Here is a 19694-nt window from a genome sequence, read left to right as displayed (position 1 = left end):
TTGGTCCGCTCTCGGCTCAGACCTTGCTGACGTCGATGATGGCCTGGACGAAGGCCTGCGGCGCCTCCTGCGGCAGATTGTGGCCGATGCCGCCGGTCAGGGTCCGATGCTCATAATGCCCGGAGAACTTCTTGGCATAGGCCGCGGGCTCCGGATGCGGCGCGCCGTTGGCATCGCCCTCCATCGTGATGGTCGGGATCGCAATCACAGGCGCCTGGGCGAGCGTCTTCTCGAACGCGTCGTACTTCGCCTCGCCCTCGGCGAGCCCAAGCCGCCAGCGGTAATTGTGGATCACGATATCGACATGGTCGGGGTTCTCGAAGGCAACAGCGCTGCGGTCATAGGTGGCGTCGTCGAACTTCCACTGCGGCGAGGCGAGCTGCCAGATCAGCTTGGCAAAATCGTGCCGGTTCTTGGCATAGCCCTCGCGGCCGCGCTCGGTCGCGAAATAGAACTGGTACCACCATTGCAGCTCGGCCTTCGGCGGCAGCGGCATCTTGCCGGCCTGCTGGCTGCCGATCAGGTAGCCGCTCACCGACACCATCGCCTTGCAGCGCTCCGGCCATAGCACCGCCATGATGTTGGCGGTGCGCGCGCCCCAATCATAGCCGCCGAGCACGGCCTTCTCGATCTTCAACGCGTCCATCAGCGCAATGATGTCGGCGGCGACCGCGACCGGCTGGCCGCTGCGCATCGTGTCGGTGGAGAGGAAGCGCGTGGTACCGTAGCCGCGCAGATGCGGCACGATCACGCGATAGCCGGCCTCGGCCAGCGCCGGCGCGACGTCGGCATAGCTGTGGATGTCGTAGGGCCAGCCGTGCAGCAGGATCACCGCGGGACCGGACGTAGGCCCCATCTCGACATAGCCGGTATCGAGCACGCCGGCATTGATCTGCTTGACCGGACCGATCGATGTATGGGCGCCGACCTTGACCTCAGGCAGCGCCGGCTTGGACTGGGCCTGGGCCGATCCGATCAAGCCGAACCTGGACGCGGCGAGGATCCCGCCGGCGAATCCCAGGAAGCGGCGGCGTTGCTGATTGATGGATTGGGACATGGCGATCTCCTGCGTCTGGTGTCGGGTTTGAATATTGCAGAGACCGACCGCGTCTGCTTTCAGAGGACGTGGATTTGTCCTTCAGAGCGTCGTGATTTTGGCTCCGGGCCGGCTGTGCTAGGTTCCGCCACGCATTCAGCTGCCGGCCGCCGGACTATCGAATTTGGCTTACCATTTCAACGACTTGACCCTCGACCCTGCGCGCCGAGAGCTGCGCCGTGGCAATGCCCTGGTGGCGGTCGAGCCGCAGGTCTTCGACCTCCTCGAGTTCCTGATCCGCGCCCGCGACCGGGTGGTCAGCCGCGACGAGGTGCTGGCCGCGGTCTGGCACGGCCGGATCGTCTCGGAAGCGACGCTAAGCAGCCGGGTCAACGCCGCGCGGACGGCAATCGGCGACAATGGCGAGGAGCAGCGGCTGATCCGCACCCTGCCCCGCAAAGGCCTCCGCTTTGTCGGCGATGTCAGGGAGGACATCGCATCAGATCATCCGATCTCGGACAACGTCACCCCGCCGCGGCCGAGCGAGGGTCCGTCGATCGCGGTGCTGCCGTTCACCAATATGAGCGGCGATCCCGAGCAGGACTATTTCGCCGACGGCATCGCCGAGGACATCACCACCGCGCTCGCGCGCTGCAGCCGCCTCACCGTGATCGCGCGCAACTCCGCCTTCACCTACAAGGGCAAGGCGGTCGATATCCGCCAGGTCGGACGCGACCTCGGTGTCGGCTATGTGCTCGAGGGCAGCGTTCGCCGCGGCGGCGATCGGCTGCGCATCACCGGGCAGTTGATCGACGCCGTCTCCGGCGCGCATCTGTGGGCCGACCGGTTCGACGGCGCGGCGACCGACGTCTTCGACCTGCAGGACCGCATCACCGAGAACGTGGTCGGCGCGATCGAGCCGACCTTGCTTGTCGCGGAGGCCGAGCGGCTGCGCGCGGCGCCGCCGCACAAGCTCGACGCCTACGACCTGCTGCTGCGCGCCTACAGCCTGCGCTACGAGTTCACGCCCGAGAGCATGACCGCCGCGCTCGATTGCCTCGACCAGGCGCTGGCGCTCGACCCTTCTTACGCGCCGGCGCTGGCGGCGTCGGCCTATTGTCACGCGCTGCGCCATTTCCAGGGCTGGCTGAACCCGAACGATGTCTACCGGGAACGCGCGGTCGCGCAGGCCTGGCGCGCGGTCGAGCTTGCGCCCGGCGATCCGCAGGTGTTGTGGATGGCAGCGTTCGCGATCTGGAACATGGCCGACGAGATCGAGCCCGCGCGTGAACTGTTCGAGCGTTCGCTTGCGATTAACCCGAACTCGGCGATGGCGCTCGTGCTCGGCGGCTGGATCGAGGCGATGCGCGGCAACCAGAAGGCCGGCCGCATCATGATCGAGCGGGCACAACGGCTCAACCCGCGCGACCCACGCGGCTGGTTCGCCTCCGCGGCGCTCGCGATCTGCGCGGTGCTCGACCAGAATTTTGCCGAAGCGGTGATGTGGGCCGACAGGGCGCTGGCGCAGAACCGCCGCTTCGCGGTCGCGCTGCGCGTCTTGATCGTGGCGCTGGTCAAGACCGGCGAGCGCGAGCGCGCGACGCAGATCGCGCGCGATTTGCTGAAGGTCGACCCGGAGTTCACGGTCTCCGGCTTCCTGTCACGGATTCCGTTCCCGGTGGAAGCGATGTCCGCGACTTATCGTGAAACCCTCAAGGCGGCCGGCGTCCCGGATTGATGCTGCTCGGAGGACGCGACGATCATTCACCAGTGGTGCGCCGGGCGGCTTGTTTGGCAGCATCGGCCTGATGGCGGTGCATCCCTCGTCGTAGAGTTCGTAGCGCATGATTCGGCCCGCTTCGGTCAAAGATTTGAATCATGGCTCGGCAGTCAGGCTCAATGAGCCCGCGCCGACGGGAGCGGTTGCGATGTGCCCGAAAGCGGACGCATTATGCTCACTTTGAGTTTTGTCGAGTTTGACCCGAAGCGGACTTCCCTAAGCCTTGCTCTCGCGCGTTTCGTCGCTCAGGGCAGTCTGCTCATTACTTGATGCACTGGTTAGTGGTGGAGGAGGACGAAGATGATGCGTCTCGGTGTCCTTGTCGCTGTATGCTTCTGTTTTCAATCTGGATTTGCCTTTGCGGAGGATACCGCGGGACGACTTGCCGGTAGTTGGAAACTAACTTCATGGACGATTCAGATTATCGGCGGAGACGCTACAGAGCCTTTCGGTCCCAAACCCAAAGGTAGGGCGGTCTTTACGCCGGACGGGTTCTCGGCGTTCATGATCGCTAGGCCAGATCGCAAGCCGGCAACGAATGATGCGGACTCGGCCGCGCTCCTCAAATCGCTGATGGTCTACACCGGAAAATTTACCATCGACGGGCACAAGCTTACGACCGACGTCGATCTATCGTGGAACGAGCTTATGACCGGTACGTCCCAAGTCCGGTTCTTCAAGCTGGAAGGAGACAAGCTCTCCATTCGAACAGCCGAACAGGCCAGCGCAGTTCTTCCCGGTAAGCGAGTTGTTGGCACCCTCAATTGGGAGCGTGAGCGTTAAGGGTCTTTCGGCAACTGACGGATCGCGCCGAAGGCAACTGTCTGCTGTTGGCCCTTTTCGTGAAAAAGTCTCGTTTGGGGATGGAAAAATCATACCCCCCGCATCTTCGGCCCGAGCCCCTCGAACTGCGTCTTCTGCTCGTCACTCAGGTTCGCATGGAAATCGTCGACCGCGTCGTTCACGCTTCTGATCGCCTCTCGCATCGCTTCCAACCGCGCCTTTGCGGCCTTAAGGCGGGCCGGCGGGGTGAGCGCGTCCTTTGGCGGGCATGCGCTTAAGGCTTCCATAGTACCCATTGTGGTGTCCTGCACCACTTCGAGAGCGGCGAGTTGGCTATCGTTCAGTTTCAGGCTGGCGGCGATGTCGTCGAGGGGCCATTGCTGGGCGACCAGCTCGCGGTATTGCTTTTCGGCCTGTTGCTCGTCCTGCAGTTCGCGGCTCGCCTGGCAGGTGGCGTCCTGCATCTCCGTCAGCTTCGCGGCCGCGGCGTTGGCGCGGCGGTCGCGTTGGGGCGCGTTGAGCCGCGCCTTCTGCTCATCGCTCAGGAGATCGTAGAATTTTTGGAACGGTGGCTGAACGGCCGCAACCGCGCTCAGCATCGCGTTGACGCGGCTCTGCATGGCCGCGAACCGCTCCAGCGCGGTGGTTGCGGCCTGTGTTGGACAGGAGGCGCGGATGGTGTCGCCGGCGGAAGTCCAGGCGCTCGCGAGCTCGTCGAAGGCTGTGCGCTGTGCCTCGTTCGCCGCGACCACCCGGCCGATCCGCTCGAAGGGAAGGCCGGTCATCTTGGCGGTGTCAGCGCCGCAGAGCTCCTGCACGGAGGGCGCTTTGCGATGCCGCCTCCCGGCAGGGCGCTCGGCCGCGAACGCTGAGAGATCGCTGGCAGCGTAAGGTGAGAAGATCGCGGCGTAGAGATCGCCGTAGCCATAGGCCCAGAAGCCGCTACCGTCACTGAGAAGCGCGTAGTCATAAAGATCGCTATAGGCGAACGGCCAGAACAGCGGACCGACCCAGCCGTATGAACCGTCGGCGTGCTGCCACCAGCCTTGCGCAGCTCGGCCGCCCTGCCAGCCGGCCAGCGCCGCCACGGCAGTGAGCTGCGCACGCGCACTCGGGTGGATCGACTCGGCGGCGGAGCGGAGATCTTGCGGTCTTAAGGCGGCGGTTCGGACGCGGCTGTGGCGTGCCGCCATGCGTGCGTGGCGGAGACCTGCGACCGACAGCATGCTGGCCATCGCGAAGCGCGCGACACCGACGGGGCCACCAACGCGCAGGCGGAAGCCCGCCTCGGCCGCGCTCGGCAGCGCGCCCAGAGCGACCATGGCAACGCCGGCCGCAGCCATTCCAATGCGGGACTTCGACATGATCCCTCCTCCGCGCCAGGCCGCATCGCGTTACAAATATGACTCGGAGCGAAACCGAAAGTTCCCTCCCGCGTCGACGCGGGGACCATATCGTTTCCATCCAAAATCGATCACGGACGTCCGTAGTGGCGATGAAAAGCTACGCAGAAGCAGAGAAGCTTTGCCGACGCCTCAGCCTAGCCCCCGAAGTTAATGCCCGAGTCTCCGCCCGGGCTGACGCCGGGGCATGATCGGCTCCGGCTGTATTGTCTGGATTGCTTCCGCTTCTGGCCCTTCGGCGATCTCGGGAGATGTCCGCTTTTCCGCCGCTGTTGCGGTTAAGCGGACGTCAGGCGCCGGCCGCTCAATGAGTACACGGCTTACGCAGTACTACTCCCGTCGCTTGGCCGCTCCGATGAAGCGAGCACTACAATCCCGGTGATCTTGCCGCCCAAGCCTTGGTGGCCTGGCAGCTTTGCATCGCTCGGGCGTAGGCAGGGCGTGCCGTCGTGCGGGCGAGATAGTCCCGCTCGGTAGAACCTGGGACGTAGTTGCCGGTTCGCAGGCCGAGCAGGAGGGCGTAGCTCACCGAGATATCGGCAGCAGTGAATCGGTCACCGGCGAGATAGGGGCAATCCGCGAGGCGGCGGATAACCAACCCCAGCCGGCTCTCGAAGGTCTCGAGTGCCCAGCGGGTTACCCGGGCATCTCGCTCGGCTTCGGGCGCCAGTTGGCGACCGACAATGACGGCGTTCATCGGCCCGGCGAGCCCGGCCTCGCCTAAGTGGAGAAATTGCAGATAGGAAGCGAAGGCGGGATCGTCCGGGGCGACGGCAAGCGAGCCTGAGCCGTGGCGGGCGAGCAGGTACTCAAGAATAGCGATCGATTCGACCATGATCGTCTCGCCGTCCTGCAGTGCGGGAATGAAGCCGGCGGGGTTGATCGCGAGAAAATCGCGATCCTTCTCGGCTGCCAGCAGATCGACCGGGCGCAGCCGATAGGCCAATCCTAATTCCTCGAGCAGCCAAACAACACGGAAGCCACGGCCTTCGCCATAGACGGTGAGCATAGTTAAGCGTTCCTGGATTGGGCTAGATGTACTCCTTCGCAGAGGTGAGCCTGTCGCGCAATGGACTATCGATGGCGCATAATGCGCTCAAGTCTTGGCGCATATTCCTACAGCGCAGGCCCTGCCCACTTTATGGGTTCACGGCCCAGGCTGCGGCCGCGAATAACGCGCGTTCCCTCTCCCGCCTGCGATGTGGAAACCTCAGTTGCAGAAGCCCGCAAATGCCATATGCGACAGCCTTGGCGCGAGAGGACACTTGAGGAATTTCTGTATATTAGAAAACTACGCTTGAATTGCCCGACGTGTCAAGTTGCTTGTTCGAACGCCGGCCGCCGCCGGCTACTTTGCATGGGGTTGTTTTCGATATTTTGGCAGCGCCCCCTGCGACGGCCCCATAACTTCATATTGTTCTAGCCCGCCCCGCCCGGCTCGAGCGCCTCGCCGAGCTCGAGCGGATGCGCCATCGTCTCGTGCAGAGCGTCCTTGTCGAGCTCGCCTTCGGAAAGGCTGATCACGATGCAGGCGACGCCGTTGCCGATCAGATTGGTCAGCGCGCGGCATTCGCTCATGAACTTGTCAATGCCGACCAGGATCGCGATCGACTGGATCGGGATGTCGGGCACAATCGACAGCGTCGCGGCGAGCGTGATGAAGCCCGCGCCGGTGACGCCGGAGGCGCCCTTCGAGGTGATCATGGCGATGCCGAGAATGCCGAGCTCCTGCCAGATCGTCAGATGGGTGTTGGTGGCCTGCGCCAGGAACAGCGTCGCCAGCGTCATGTAGATGTTGGTGCCGTCGAGATTGAAGCTGTAGCCGGTCGGCACCACGAGGCCGACCACCGAGCGCGAGGCGCCGAGATGCTCCATCTTCTGGATCATCTGCGGCAGCACCGTCTCCGACGACGAGGTGCCGAGCACGATCAGCAATTCGTCCTTGATATAGGCGATGAAGCGGATGATCGAGAATCCAGCCAGGCGCGCGATCGCGCCCAGCACGATCAGCACGAACAGCACGCTGGTGAGGTAGAAGGTGCCGATCAGCGCCGCCAGATTCACCAGCGAGCCGAGGCCATAGGCGCCGACCGTGAAGGCCATGGCGCCGAAGGCGCCGAGCGGCGCAAGCCGGACGATCATGCGGATGATGCCGAAGAACATCTTGGATGCCTTGTCGATCGCCTCGGCGATCGGCTCGCCGGGCTTACCCATCAAGGCGATGGCAAATCCCGACAGGATCGAGATCAGCAGCACCTGCAACAGGTCGCCGCGCGCCAGCGCGCCGAAGAAGCTGTCGGGGATGATCGCCATCAGATGGGAAACGATGCCCTGCTCCTTCGCTTGCGTCACATAGGTGGAGACCGATTTCGGATCGATCGTGGAGGGATCGATGTTGAAGCCGCGGCCGGGCTGCAGCACTTCGCCGATCAGCAGGCCGACGGCGAGCGCGACCGTCGACACCGCCTCGAAATAGATCAGCGCCTTCAACCCGACCCTGCCGACGCGCTTGAGGTCGCCCATCGAGGAAATGCCGTGCACCACGGTGCAAAAGATTACCGGCGCGATCATCATCTTGATCAGCGCAATGAAGCCGTCGCCGAGCGGCTTCAGCTCCTTGCCGAGATTTGGATAGAAGTACCCGATCAGGACGCCTGCCGCGATCGCGATCAGCACCTGGACGTAGAGGATCTTGTACCAGGGCTGATGATGGCGTTGGGCGGCGGGCCTGATCGCGTCTGTGGTCATGAGGTGCCCCGGGTAAGGATGAATTCGACTGGTGATGCCATCTTGGCCGAGCACTGCGCAAGCGACAATGCCCATTCAGGCCCGCCGCGAGCGCACACGAATCTGTCATAGACTACGGCCGGCTCGCATCCGGAGGCTGAGGATGGAATTCACCGTGCTGTTTCTCGCCATCACCATCGCCATGCTGGTGGCCTGGCGTGGTCCGCGTCCCCTGGCGATTGGATTGTTCGCGGTGATCCTGGTCGCCTGCGTTGCAACCTTGCTGCACCACGCCACCGACCGTCTCACGTTGTCGTTCTGAGGCCAGCCATGAACGATACGCAGGCCGTCACCTTGAACGCGCTCGCGCTTTACGGCCTTGCGCTGCTGCTGGCAGCAGCCTTTGCCGCGCAGCTTGTGCTGCACGAGCTACCCTGCCCGCTGTGTTTGCTGCAGCGCATCCTTTTCGCCCTGCTGGCGATCGGGCCGATCCTCAACATCCGCTTCGGACCACGGCCGAGCCATTATGCCATGTCCCTGCTGACGGCCGTGCTCGGCGCCACGGTCTCGTCCCGGCAGGTGCTGCTGCACATCCTCCCCGGCGACGCCGGCTACGGTTCGGCGCTGCTCGGCTATCATTATTATACGTGGGCGTTGATCGCCTTCATTGCGGCAATCGTCCTGCTCGCCGCCATGCTGCTGTTCGACGGCCAGTTCAACCACCGCGCGGCGCCGGGCGCCTCGCCCGGCAAGTTCGCGCAAGGTGCCGTGTGGCTCGTGGTCGTGCTGACGGCGCTGAACGTGCTCTCCACCCTGCTCGAATGCGGCTTTGGCGCCTGTGCCGACAATCCGGTCGTCTATGAGCTGCTGAAGCGAGCGGCCTAAGGCCGCTTCGGAATATTCAACCCGCGTTCCACGGCCGGCCGCGCGAGACCGCGCTCCAGCCAGCCGGCGACGTGCTTGAACTGGTCGAATGCGACGAGCTCGCGCGCGCCGTAGAAGCCGATCAGATTGCGTACCCAGCCGATCATCGAGATATCGGCGATGGTGTATTCATCGTCCACGAACCATTGCCGCCCGGCGAGATGCGTCTCCATCACGCCGAGCAGGCGCTTGGATTCGTCGACGTAGCGCTGCAGCGGCCGCTTGTCCTCATAATCCTTGCCGGCGAATTTGTGGAAGAATCCGACCTGGCCGAACATCGGTCCGATGCCGCCCATCTGGAAATGCACCCACTGGATCGCCTGGTAGCGGCGCGCCGGATCTGAGGGCAACAGCTTGCCGGTCTTCTCGGCGAGATATTGCAGAATGGCGCCGGACTCGAATAACGGCAGCGGCTTGCCGCCGGGACCGTTGGGATCGAGGATCGCCGGGATCTTGCCGTTCGGATTGAGCGACAGGAACTCCGGGGTCTTCTGGTCGTCCTTGCCGAAGTCGACGAGATGGACCTCATAGGGCAGCCCGATCTCCTCGAGCATGATCGAGACCTTCACGCCGTTCGGCGTCGGAAGCGAGTAGAGCTGGAGGCGATCCGGATGCTGGGCGGGCCAGCGTTTTGTGATGGGAAAGGCTGACAGGTCGGTCATGTCGACATTCTTTGCAGGGTTGTTGTTGGGTGGCTAATGTACGGAGCTCAGTGAAAGCCGCAAGGTCTGCAACCGGCCATGAACGATCAACAGAGAGACGCAAGAACGGGTACAAGTCTCGGCCTCTCCGATGACGAACTCGCTGATCAACCGACCGTGTTCGCGGCGGATGCGCTCGCCGGTCAGGTGGTCGTCGTGTCCGGCGGTGCCGGCGGCATCGGCCGCGCCATCGCCTGGCTGTTCGCCCGGCTCGGCGCTCACGTCGTGGTGGTCGGCCGCAATGCCGACAAGCTCGATGCACTGGTCGATCATCTCGGCCATCGCGGCCTGAAGGCCTCCGCGCATGTCGCCGACATCAGGGATCCCGATGCAGTCAGCGCGATGTTCGACACGCTGTGGACCGCGCATGGCCGCATCGATCATCTCGTCAACAGCGCCGGCGGCCAGTTCCCGCAAGCTGCGATCGATTTCTCGATCAAGGGCTGGAATGCGGTCATCAACACCAACCTCAACGGCACCTGGTACATGATGCAGGCTGCGGCGCAGCGCTGGCGCGACCGCAAGCATCCCGGCAGCATCGTCAATATCGTCGTGGTCACGACACACGGCCTCTACGGCATCGCGCACACCATCGCGGCGCGCGCCGGTGTGATCGGGCTGTCGCGCGCGCTCGCAGTCGAATGGGCGCCGCTTGACATCCGCATCAACTGCATCGCGCCCGGCGCGATCGAGACCGAGGGCTGGAACGTCTACAGCGAAGCCGCGCGCGCCGCCTATCCGCGCTCCAACCCGATGATGCGTCCGGGCACGCCCTGGGACATCGCGGAAGCCGCCGCCTATCTCGCCGCCCCCTCCGGCAAGTTCATCACTGGCGAGACGCTGACCGTCGATGGCGGCGGCCAGCATTGGGGCGAGACCTGGACCACCGGCAAGCCGGACTATTTTCGGGGCGGTGATTGACGCCTCCAATTGCGTCGTCCTGGCTTTCGCCAGGACGACGCCTTGAGGGACGGCTCTCGATCCCATCGACCCACCGCGGTTGATCAGCCGGTCTTCCCGTCGTCGAAGCTGACGATGACGGCGGCATTCGCGATCAGGATCGGGTCGTTGCCGAGATCAGACGGGATTTCGAGCCCGCCCGCGATTGCCTTCACCGTCTTGGTGCCATAGGGCAGTTCCTTGGCGACCGCTGCGATATCGACGTCTTCGGGATTCGGCACGGCGATCGTGACGTCGACGAACATGTCGTTCGCGGTCTTGCCGAGCATGCGGAAGAAGCCGAGGCTGGAATGGCGGATCGCATCCGAGACCGCGCGCCTGGCGGCCTTGGTGGCGTCGCGGCCGTGAACGTCGACGCCCATGCCCATTTCGGTGATACAGCGCACGCGTGTCATGAAGCTTTCCTGTTGTCGTTGGCGTGAGAGACCGTCACTCCTTCGACCTCTGCGCCAGCGGCGTCAAGCCGGGTCCCTCGCCTCACCCACGCGCTTGTGATCGCCGCGCGCCAGCATCCAGGCCGCGAGCCCGGCGAGGATCGCCGCTGCAACCACCATGATACAGGCCGCGCCCCAGCCCCAGGTCGAGACCACAGCGCCGACCGTGATCGGTCCGGTCACCTGGCCGAAATTGCTGCCTGTCATCAACAGTCCCATCATGACGGGGACCATCGTCGCCGAACCCGCCGCCGCGGGTGCGGTCGCCAGCAACGTCGCCGGGATCAGGCCGCCGGTCGCGGAGAACAGCAGGCACAGAAAGAATGCCCCCCACCCGCCGAGCACTGGCAGGAAGATTCCGAGCGCCGAGGCGCCCATCACAAAGGCCGCCACCGCGATGAGCACGATGCGGCTGACGCCGCGCGCGAGCAGATTGCCGGCGGCGAGATTCCCGACGACGTTGCCGGCCGCCGCGAGCGCGCTAAGCCCGCCGGCGCTCTGGCTGGACACACCGAGCCGCTCGGTCAACAGGATCGGCAGGAAGCTGAACAGCGCAAAGAACATCAGGCTGTAGAGCGCAAACAGCACCATCAGGAGCGCAGGCGTACGTCGCCGCGCCAGCGCCGCGGCTTCCTGCATCAGGCCAGTTCGCGCCGGGCCGGTCCGCGATGCCACTTCCGGCACGATGACGCCGGCGAGCACGAACAGCAGGGCGACAAAGGCGGCGCTGGCCCACCAGATCGCGCGCCAGCCATCGAAGATCGGGCCAGCGACCAGCGCCAGCGCGATCCCGAACGGCATCACGCAGCTCCACACCGCCATGGTGACGTCGCGCGCGCCGACATCGACGACGCGATCGAGCAGTGCCGGGGCTGCGACCATCACCAGGAGGAAGCCGAGCCCTTCGAGCAGACGGGACACAAGCAGCACCGCAAGCGACGGCGCGAGCGCACCCGAAGCGGCGCCGAGCGCAATGGCCGCGAGGCCGCACAACAACACCCTGCGCGCGCCAACCGCGGCAATCACGACGCCGGCCGGGACACTGCCGACCAGCCCCAGCACCGCAAAGATGCCGGCGACGGTGCCGACCGCGGCGAGGTCGATGCCGAGGTTTTGTTGCAGCATCGACGCCGCAATCGCCACCTTGCCGACCTGCAGGGCGGCGCCGATGCCGCAGCCGATCACGACGGCGACCGTCGCCCATCGCTTCGCCTCGCTTTGCTGCACCACGGCCGTCTCGATCGTCATCTGCCCACCCTGCCCCCGCTCAATTCACCAGAGATAGCGTTTCCGGATCATCGACAGGAGTGATATGCTTTGCATCCAGTTGATCGATTTCATAGATCATGCTCGATAACCTCACGCTCGACCAGATCCGCACCTTCGTCGCCATCGCCGAGAACGGCAGCTTTCGCGCCGCCGCGACCAAGCTGACGCGGGTGCAATCCGCGGTCAGCCACGCCATCGCCAACCTCGAGGCCGAACTCGGCCTCATGCTGTTCGATCGCTCCAGCCACCGCCCGGCACTGACGGCCGAGGGCAAGGCGCTTTTGGGCAATGCGCGCGACCTCCTGCTCCGCGTCGACGCGATGCGGGCGCGGGCGCGCGGCCTTGGCGACGGGGTGGAATCGGAACTTTCGCTCGTGGTCGATACGCTGTTTCCGATCGCCGCTGTCGGCGCGGCGCTGACGGAAATGCGGGCGGCCTATCCATCGGTCGGCGTCCGGCTCGCGGTCGAACCGATGGGCGGGCCGATCGCCGCCCTGACCGAACGGCGCAGCGCGCTCGCCGTCACGGTCGGGGAAGATTTTCGCGATCCCCGCCTCGCGCTCGATGCGATCTGCGCCGTGCAGATGGTCGCCGTCGTCGCGGCGAGCCATCCGCTCGCCCGCCGCGGCCGCAAGAGCGTCGCCGACCTCGCCGATCATTTGCAGATCGTGCTGTCGGATCCGACACCGCTGTCGGAAGGCCGCAGCTTCGGCGTGCTCTCGCCGCAGATCTGCAGGGTCAGCAATCAGGACACCAAGCACGCCATGATCCTGGCTGGGCTCGGCTGGGGCCGGCTGCCGCTCTGGCAGGTGGCGCGCGACCTCAGCGAACGCCGCCTGGTGCGGGTCGAAACCGGCGCGCTCGGCCGCAACGCGGCGCTCGCGATGGAGGCCTATCTCGCCCACCGGCTCGACGAGCCGGTCGGCCCCGCCGCGCGCGCGTTTGCGGAGGCGCTGACGCGGATCGCGGCGCGCAGCAGCCAGCCAAAAATCAAAACGAGGGCGGCGAAGGAGCGCTGAGAAGCGGCGGCCAGCTCGTGCTCGCGTCAATCCTCGATCTCGCCGCTGCGGATCGCGAGCCGGATGGCCTGCGCCGTTGTCGCGACGCCGAGACGAAGCCGTGCCCGCCGCAAATGGTTTTCGACCGTCCGCTCCGACAACCCAAGCGACGCCGCGATGTCGGCCTGCCGCCGTCCCGCAGCGATCCAGCGCAACACCTCGCGCTCGCGCCGCGACAGGCTCGACGCACCGTCCGGCTCGCGTGCTTCCATCAGCCGGCGAGCGGCGCGGAAGGCCGCGGCGCCGATCATCGTCAGCGCCACCCGCGTCCGTGCCGACGCGTCGATACGTATGCCAGCGAAGCTCATCGCGCCTTCGAGGCCGGTACGCCCGAACACCGGGACCTGCAGCCCATGGAAACCCGGTCCGCGTGGCGCGCGCACCACGCGGTATTTCTCGCCACGAGCGGACAGCACCTTGGTCCAGAAAAACGGCTCGTCCACATTGAGGAAATTGCGTGTCACCGGACAGTGCCGGACATAGGTCTCGGCATCGACCGTCACGCCCTTGCCGAACCAGTCGCCCTCGACCCAGTAAATCCTGTCGACCAGGTCCTCCCGCGCCGGGGATGCCGAGAACATCACGAACCGGTCGTAACCGAGCGGCACGCACGCCGACCGCACAACTGCCTGGATCGCGGGCAAGCTCTCGCTGCCCTCGATCGCAACCACGGCTTCGATGTAGCGATCCATGTCGATGCCATCGTGTCCCGGGAACCCCTGCCGGGCGGCCCGGCCGATTGAGGACTTTCCCTTAGCGGAAGCCGACCCGCAAGCCGCGTCAGCATCGTCGGCTGGTCGCAGGCGGCGCGGCGAGACCTCGCCTCGCCGCGCGCTGGCTTGGCCGACGACCGCGCCCGGCTCAGCGCCCGCCGAGCGTATCGAGCAAGGCCTTTGCCGCCGCCTTGCCGACATTGTTGGCAGCGAACGGGCTGTCACCGGTGATCAGCTTGCGATCCTGATACGTCTTGCCGGTGATGTCCTTGTTCAGGATCTCGACGCCGAGCGCCTGCAGCTGTTCGCCGAAGGCCCAGGTCAGCCCGCCCGGCATGTAACCGATGTCAGGCGTGGTGCGGTCGATGGCGTCGGGAAATGCGCAGATCTTGTAGCCCTTGAAGGGATAGTCGCCCTTGGCTTCGCCGACCGCCGACGCCAGCAGCGCCGCCGGGCCATGGCAAAGCGAGATGATATGCTTGTCGTGGTCGAGCGCCCATTTCAGGGCAGCCTTCACATCGAGGCTTTCGGGCAGCCCGATCAGCGCGCCATGGCCGCCGGGAATGAAGACCGCGATGTAATCGGACTCCTTGCCGAGCTTGTTTTCGATCACGTCGGAGAGTTTGAGCGGCTGCTTCAGCCGGCCGAGATATTTCTGGTAGATGCTCTTGATCGCGTCGTCCTGTTTCGGAAACGCCCAGAGCTCCATCTTGACCGGGTTGCCCGACACGGTCGCGATGTCGAATTCGAAACCGGCCTTGTCGAGGTGATACATCGGCAACAAGGTCTCGACCGGATGGTTGCCGGTCGAGAACATCGTGCCATTCTGCAACAGCAGATAGCGCTCATCCGCGGCGATCATCAGAATCTTCCAGCGGCCACCCTTGTAGGCATTGGGATAGTCCGCGCCGGAGAGATCCGACTTGGCCGAGGTGAATTGCCCAAGCGAGTAAGGCGACGGAAAGAAGGCGTTGTCCTCCGCCGGATCGGGTACGGGACGCTTGTCCTGGGATTGCTCGGACACCGAGATATCCTCTCTCATCGTGTTGCGGTCCGGCAAAGTTAAGCACGAGCCCCACGATCGCGAATGAGGGATTTCCCTCAATGGCTCACGGGGTGGGGAACCCGGCGCCAGGCCGGTGCAGCCTGAGGGAACGCGGCGGCGATATTCATCACAACGTCGAGAGCCCCTGCGCTACCTCCGCGTCGTTCGGCTCCAATTCATCTCCGCGGCCGGATAGTGCGCGCGACCGATCGCGGTCGCGCAAGGAGTCGTGCATGATGCCGATCAGCCGCCGGCGAGCGCTGACGCTTGCCTCGTTCGTCGTGGCGACCCCGCTGCTCGGCGCCGAAAGCGGCGCCGAACCGGCGCCGCTCCCTGGGTCTGCAACCTTCGACATGGCCACCTTCACGGCCACCTCCGGCGGCGACGCCGATGCGGCCTTCGCCAAGGCGCTGGCTGCCGTCGCCAAACCGGCGGCTGACGCCAGCAAGGCCGGACCGGCTCACATCGTTCTCAACCTCGAGAAGGACGCCAGCTACCGGATCAAGCGGCCGCTCGCGTTCCGGCAGTTGCACGGCTTCGAGCTTAACGGCAATGGCGCGCAGCTGATCAACACGACGCGCGGCGGGACCTTCGTGATCTCGGGCTGCAGCCACCTCACGATCCGCGACCTCAGCATCGACTACGATCCGCTGCCGTTCACGCAGGGCACGATCGCCACCTTCGACAAGGCCGCACTCGAGATCACGGTGAGGATCGATCCGGGCTATCCCGATGATGCCGCCCTGCTCGCCACCATGGCCGGCGGCTTCTTCAAGGTGATGGACCGCCACAACCGGGCGCTGAAGACTGGCGCCCGCGACTTCCTCTCACCGAGCCACGTCGCGCGCATCAGTGACGGCTTGATCAAGGTGCGGTTGCAGTGGAGCGCGAATGACCGCTTCCCGAGCCAGCTGCCGATCGCCGTCGGTGACGTGGTCGCGATCTCCAACGGCGGCGCGCACGCTGTTGCGGTGGACTCCAGCGTCGCAACCAGCCTGATCGACCTCAAGCTCCTGGCCTCGCCGGGCATGGGCATCATCGAGAATGGCGGCGAAGGCTCGATGATGCTGCAAAAAGTCTCGGTCGTTCCGGGACCCCGGCCGAAGGGCGCGACAACCGACCGGCTGATCTCGACCAACTCCGACGGTTCGCACTTCACCGCGGTCGCGCGGGGGCCGACCATCGAGGATTGCAGTTTCGCCAACACCTCCGACGATGCGGTCAATGTTCACGGCTTCTACCACTACGTCGTGGCAAAGACCGCGCCGCGGCGGTTTCTGCTTAGCCCGAAATGGGACATCGGCCTTGTGGCCGGCGACGACATCGAGAGCTGCGATCACGCGACGTTTCGTTCACTGGGGCGCGGCAAGGTCGAGCAATTGACCAAACGCCATGCGCCGGAGCTGAAGGCGAAGATCGCCCAGCTCTGGAACAACAGGAGCCCGACCACCGAGCCGGACCTGATCTATGACGTCACCCTGCAGCAGGACCTGCCGCTCAAGGTCGGCGATGCCATCACCTCGCTGTCGCATACCGGGTCGGGCGCCACGGTGCTGAGGTGCAGCTTCCACGCCTGCAGCCGCGTGCTGATGAAGGCGCCGAACGCCATCGTCGAAAACTGCCAGTTCACGTTCTCGACCGGGGTGGCGCTGCAGGCGGGCAGCGATATCGGCTTCTGGTCGGAGTCGGGATTTGCTGACAACCTCGTGTTCAGAGGCAACCGCTTCAGCCATTGCGTCAACGGCGCCAACGAGCTGACCAGCGGCAGCGGCACCCTCGGCACCATCTATGTCGGCATGGTGCCGCCGGAGAGCGCGAAGGGATTTCAGGACAATTTCGAGAACCGGCGCGTCATCATCGAAGGCAATCATATCGACGATTCCTGCATCTACGCGATCTTCGTCAGCAATGCGGATGGCCTCAAGATCGCCGACAATTTGATCGGCCAGACATTTGTGCGCGGCAATGCGTTCGGCGCCGGCGAGTTCTTCCGGATCAGGCCCGACAGCGCGATCTATGTCGGCCGCTCCAGAAACGTCGAGATCAGCAACAATGTCGCCGCACGTGGCCGGATCGCGGCGAATGCCGTCGCGATCGATCCCAGCTGCGACGAGCGCTCGGTGCATCAGGCAAACAACAGGCTGGCATGAGCGAGCGCCGAATTGAGCAGAGACAACACTTCAGCCCTGCCCGTGCTTCTGCAACACCGTGATGTGCAGAAGGCGGCGAATTTCCATGCCCTGGCGCCGGTAGAGCGCGATCGCCGAGACATTGCTGGTGAAGACGTGCAGGAAGGGAATTTCGCCGCGTGCCACGATCTGGCGGGCGACCGCCGACAGCAGCGCCTGCGCGTAGCCGCGGCCGCGGTGGTCCGGATGCACGCAGACCGCGGTCATCTCGGTATAGTTCCCCGGCTTCATGCGTTCCCCGGTCATCGCGACCAGCTCGCCGTTCACGCGAATGCCGAGAAAGGTGCCGAGCTCATGCGTCCGCGCGCTGAACGGGCCGGGCTTTGTCAGCTCCGTCAACGCTATCATCGCAGGAACGTCGGCGGCGCCGAGCGTGACCATCTCGACACCGGACAGCGCAAAGTCTGCGGGTGTGCCGATCATCTGCTCACCGGTCTCGGCCAGCAGCACCTTGAACTCCGCCGGCACGGTGACCGGATCGGGCGTAAACAGCACCGCGAGCTCAGATCCCGACAACAGCGCGCCGAGCGCCGCAAAGCTCTCGGGCGACATGTCGACCATGTCGGCAAAGGGTGCGATCGCGAGCGGAAAGCGCCGGGCATCGGTGCCGCCTTCGGCCAGGTCGCACTGCCTTGTGGTCAGCGCGCTCCAGATCGGGCGATCGAGCGGATGAATTGGCGGGACTTCGGACATGCGGCGCTTCGCTCCTGATTTTCCTCGAACAGAGCAAGAAGCGCCGGCAAAATCCAGCATGCGTGATGTGGTTGCGGCTCACAATCACGCCAGCCGTCGATCAAGTGGTGCCCTCGGCCGGGCTATGCCACCTTGAGGCAAAGCTCGGTGCCGCCCTTGAGCGGCAGCGTGATCGACACGAAGCCATTGTTGGGATCGCGCACGAACTCCAGAAAATCCGCCTCGGCATTGTCGTTCATGACATAACCGCCGACCCGAAGCTGCGGGGCGACGATCTCGATCACCTGGCGCGCCAGCGTCGGTCCCTTGTCACCCGGCCAGCCATCGATCAGGATGAAGTCGACGGGACCGCCGAGATCGCGCAGCGTCTGGCGCGCATCGCCCTCGCGGATCTCGGCGTAGTCGGCAAGGCCGGCGTCGGCGAGATTGCGCTTCGCGGTTGCGACCTTGGCCGGCACGATCTCCGAACCGATCACCGTGCCGCCGCCATTGTCACGCATCGCAGCCGCAAAATACAGCGTCGACATTCCGACCGAGGTCGCGAACTCGGCAACGCGTTTGGCGCGCAGGCCGCGGCACAAGAGATAGATCAGTTCGCCCTGCTCCGGGTGAATCGAGAATCCCTGCTCGGCATAGTCGTGCGGATCGCGGCTGCCGCTCTGCATCGGATTGCCCCGCACCGGCGCCCGGCGCGTGGCCTGCAGGCGTTCGATGACGGCAGCAACGCGGGCGTCAGTCATCGCGCTGTGCGGTTCAGCGTTGTACATGAAAGGTCTCCTTCGCTGCGACTGTGTCATTGCTGCAGGATTTCGGCCGCAGCGCGCTCCAGGATTTTCGCGATGCGCCGCGCCTCGGCCGCATCGCTGCCGCGCTTCTGGCGCAGCGCGCTTTTCAGCGCGTGACGAGCGCGGTGCATTTCGTCGGACGCTTCGCCATCGAGATCGCTGACGCCGGCGAAGGCTTCGCGCACCTCCTCCATGCGGCGGCCGATCCGCGACAGCGCTTCGAGAATGGTGTCCGCGGTGGCGCGGTTGTCGGCGAGATGCGCCTTGCCCTGCTCGGTGATGCTGTAGAGCTTGCGCGCTGCATCCTGGGTGACGCTGGTATGGCCGATCTCTTCGAGGAATGTCAGCGCCGGATAGATCACGCCCGGGCTCGGGCTGTAGAAACCGTCCGACTTCTCCTCGATGGTCTTGATCAGCTCATAGCCGTGCGCGGGCTGCTCGCCGAGCAGCGCCAGGACGACGAGCTGCAGATCCTGCGACGAGAGCCGCCGCGATCCCGGAAAGTCGCCGCCTCCGCCTCGTCCGAAGAAGCCAGGACCGCCGCGGCCAAAGCGGTGGCCACCTCGGCCGTGCCGGCCCATGGCGAAGAACCCAAACCGGAATCCATCATCGTCCCGGTCACGAAACATCTGTTTTATCATCGCTTGTTCCTTACTGAAAACGTATCTTACGATATATCTTCAGATGAAAAAACGACAACCCACGTTTTCGTGAGGAGCCCGGCGGCCCGACGCCGCGGCGGCCACGCTCGCTGGGAACGACTGGGCTTGTCGACGTTCGCGCAGCTGGCCTATGGCTTCGGAAGGTTTCCCAACTTCTGCGACTCATGCGCCCCAAAACCTTCGAAACCCATTGCCTGCGCCTGCCCGCCGCCACCAAGGTGGTGCAATGGGAGGGCACGTCGGTGTTCAAGGTCGGCGGCAAGATGTTCGCGCTGGCCGGCGGCTACATCGAGAGCACCGGCGGCTTCATGTTCAAGACCTCGAACATGGCCTATCAGCTGCTGATCGAGCAGGGCCTGGCGCGGCCGGCGCCGTATCTGGCGCGTGCCACATGGGTGCAGCTGGCGGCCAACGACGCCCTGCCCGACGCCGAGTTCAAGGCCTATCTCGCGCAGGCGCATGCCCTGATCGCCGCGAAGCTGACGCGGAAATCGCGCAAGGCGCTCGGGCTCGAGTGACCGGCAAAAGCGTT

General features: G+C 64.9%; 20 protein-coding genes. 8 read left to right on the top strand and 12 right to left on the bottom strand.

Annotation, left to right across the window (positions count from 1 at the left end):
- Positions 1-16: 16 nt before the first annotated feature.
- Entirely contained in the window at positions 17-1057 is a 1041-nt protein-coding gene (locus WDM24_RS17570) for an alpha/beta hydrolase (protein ID WP_338831915.1), read from the bottom strand.
- A 163-nt stretch (positions 1058-1220) separates the two neighbouring features.
- Between WDM24_RS17570 and WDM24_RS17565 the strand changes: the two genes are divergently transcribed.
- Both WDM24_RS17565 and WDM24_RS17560 read left to right on the top strand, forming a co-directional pair.
- A complete protein-coding gene (locus tag WDM24_RS17565) occupies positions 1221-2774 on the top strand; it encodes a winged helix-turn-helix domain-containing protein (protein WP_338831914.1) in 1554 nt (517 codons plus the stop codon).
- A gap of 342 nt (positions 2775-3116) precedes the next feature.
- Positions 3117-3599, top strand: coding sequence for a lipocalin-like domain-containing protein (locus tag WDM24_RS17560; RefSeq protein ID WP_338831913.1), 483 nt, complete (start codon positions 3117-3119; stop codon positions 3597-3599).
- Positions 3600-3688: 89 nt separating this feature from the next.
- Here the strand turns inward: WDM24_RS17560 and WDM24_RS17555 are convergent, their stop codons facing one another.
- The 3 genes from WDM24_RS17555 to WDM24_RS17545 form a co-directional block, all read right to left on the bottom strand.
- Positions 3689-4942, bottom strand: a complete 1254-nt coding sequence (locus WDM24_RS17555) for a Spy/CpxP family protein refolding chaperone (RefSeq protein ID WP_338831912.1) — start codon at positions 4940-4942, stop codon at positions 3689-3691.
- A 427-nt stretch (positions 4943-5369) separates the two neighbouring features.
- The gene (locus WDM24_RS17550) at positions 5370-6011 is read right to left on the bottom strand and encodes a glutathione S-transferase family protein (RefSeq protein ID WP_166204478.1); all 642 of its coding nucleotides are present in this window, start codon (positions 6009-6011) and stop codon (positions 5370-5372) included.
- 410 nt (positions 6012-6421) lie between these two features.
- A complete protein-coding gene (locus WDM24_RS17545; protein WP_029078760.1) occupies positions 6422-7750 on the bottom strand; it encodes a dicarboxylate/amino acid:cation symporter in 1329 nt (442 codons plus the stop codon).
- A gap of 142 nt (positions 7751-7892) precedes the next feature.
- Between WDM24_RS17545 and WDM24_RS17540 the strand changes: the two genes are divergently transcribed.
- Together WDM24_RS17540 and WDM24_RS17535 are read left to right on the top strand one after the other, a co-directional pair.
- Positions 7893-8051, top strand: coding sequence for a DUF5993 family protein (locus tag WDM24_RS17540; protein ID WP_338831911.1), 159 nt, complete (start codon positions 7893-7895; stop codon positions 8049-8051).
- Positions 8052-8059: 8 nt separating this feature from the next.
- Positions 8060-8614 carry a disulfide bond formation protein B gene (locus tag WDM24_RS17535; protein ID WP_338831910.1) on the top strand — a complete coding sequence of 185 codons (555 nt, stop codon included), beginning with the start codon at positions 8060-8062 and terminating at the stop codon, positions 8612-8614.
- On the opposite strand, the gene WDM24_RS17530 is transcribed toward WDM24_RS17535, so the two are convergent.
- A complete protein-coding gene (locus WDM24_RS17530) occupies positions 8611-9315 on the bottom strand; it encodes a glutathione S-transferase family protein (RefSeq protein WP_338831909.1) in 705 nt (234 codons plus the stop codon). The two genes, WDM24_RS17535 and WDM24_RS17530, sit on opposite strands and share 4 nt — an antisense overlap.
- Positions 9316-9393: 78 nt before the next feature.
- Between WDM24_RS17530 and WDM24_RS17525 the strand changes: the two genes are divergently transcribed.
- Positions 9394-10275: an SDR family oxidoreductase gene (locus WDM24_RS17525; protein WP_338831908.1), complete on the top strand. Its 882-nt coding sequence runs from the start codon at positions 9394-9396 to the stop codon at positions 10273-10275.
- Positions 10276-10358: 83 nt separating this feature from the next.
- Here the strand turns inward: WDM24_RS17525 and WDM24_RS17520 are convergent, their stop codons facing one another.
- Positions 10359-10709, bottom strand: coding sequence for a Lin0512 family protein (locus WDM24_RS17520; RefSeq protein ID WP_166204473.1), 351 nt, complete (start codon positions 10707-10709; stop codon positions 10359-10361).
- Between the two features lie 63 nt (positions 10710-10772).
- Entirely contained in the window at positions 10773-11996 is a 1224-nt protein-coding gene (locus tag WDM24_RS17515; protein ID WP_338831907.1) for an MFS transporter, read from the bottom strand.
- 98 nt (positions 11997-12094) lie between these two features.
- Between WDM24_RS17515 and WDM24_RS17510 the strand changes: the two genes are divergently transcribed.
- Positions 12095-13036 carry a LysR family transcriptional regulator gene (locus tag WDM24_RS17510; RefSeq protein WP_338831906.1) on the top strand — a complete coding sequence of 314 codons (942 nt, stop codon included), beginning with the start codon at positions 12095-12097 and terminating at the stop codon, positions 13034-13036.
- Between the two features lie 26 nt (positions 13037-13062).
- Here WDM24_RS17510 and WDM24_RS17505 read toward each other — a convergent pair whose 3' ends face one another.
- Together WDM24_RS17505 and hchA are read right to left on the bottom strand one after the other, a co-directional pair.
- On the bottom strand, positions 13063-13767 hold the full coding sequence (locus WDM24_RS17505) for a PA1136 family autoinducer-binding transcriptional regulator (protein WP_338831905.1): 705 nt from the start codon (positions 13765-13767) through the stop codon (positions 13063-13065).
- A 169-nt stretch (positions 13768-13936) separates the two neighbouring features.
- Positions 13937-14812 carry a glyoxalase III HchA gene (hchA, locus tag WDM24_RS17500; RefSeq protein WP_338831904.1) on the bottom strand — a complete coding sequence of 292 codons (876 nt, stop codon included), beginning with the start codon at positions 14810-14812 and terminating at the stop codon, positions 13937-13939.
- A gap of 254 nt (positions 14813-15066) precedes the next feature.
- On the opposite strand from hchA, the gene WDM24_RS17495 reads away from it, so the two are divergent.
- A complete protein-coding gene (locus tag WDM24_RS17495) occupies positions 15067-16983 on the top strand; it encodes a right-handed parallel beta-helix repeat-containing protein (RefSeq protein ID WP_338831902.1) in 1917 nt (638 codons plus the stop codon).
- A 30-nt stretch (positions 16984-17013) separates the two neighbouring features.
- Here WDM24_RS17495 and WDM24_RS17490 read toward each other — a convergent pair whose 3' ends face one another.
- From WDM24_RS17490 to WDM24_RS17480, 3 genes are all read right to left on the bottom strand, one after another.
- Positions 17014-17715, bottom strand: a complete 702-nt coding sequence (locus WDM24_RS17490) for a GNAT family N-acetyltransferase (RefSeq protein ID WP_338831901.1) — start codon at positions 17713-17715, stop codon at positions 17014-17016.
- Positions 17716-17837: 122 nt separating this feature from the next.
- A complete protein-coding gene (locus tag WDM24_RS17485; RefSeq protein ID WP_338831900.1) occupies positions 17838-18482 on the bottom strand; it encodes an O-methyltransferase in 645 nt (214 codons plus the stop codon).
- Positions 18483-18508: 26 nt separating this feature from the next.
- Positions 18509-19141 carry a PadR family transcriptional regulator gene (locus WDM24_RS17480; protein ID WP_245284533.1) on the bottom strand — a complete coding sequence of 211 codons (633 nt, stop codon included), beginning with the start codon at positions 19139-19141 and terminating at the stop codon, positions 18509-18511.
- A 185-nt stretch (positions 19142-19326) separates the two neighbouring features.
- On the opposite strand from WDM24_RS17480, the gene WDM24_RS17475 reads away from it, so the two are divergent.
- Positions 19327-19680 (top strand): MmcQ/YjbR family DNA-binding protein, encoded by a 354-nt coding sequence (locus tag WDM24_RS17475; protein WP_338831899.1) that lies wholly within the window; start codon positions 19327-19329, stop codon positions 19678-19680.
- Positions 19681-19694: the final 14 nt, after the last annotated feature.

Source organism: Bradyrhizobium sp. 27S5 (genome assembly GCF_037217225.1).
In the GTDB taxonomy this organism is placed as follows: domain Bacteria; phylum Pseudomonadota; class Alphaproteobacteria; order Rhizobiales; family Xanthobacteraceae; genus Bradyrhizobium; species Bradyrhizobium septentrionale.
The sequence above is the reverse complement of the archived record's forward strand: the minus strand, read 5'-3'. Positions and strand labels throughout refer to the sequence as shown.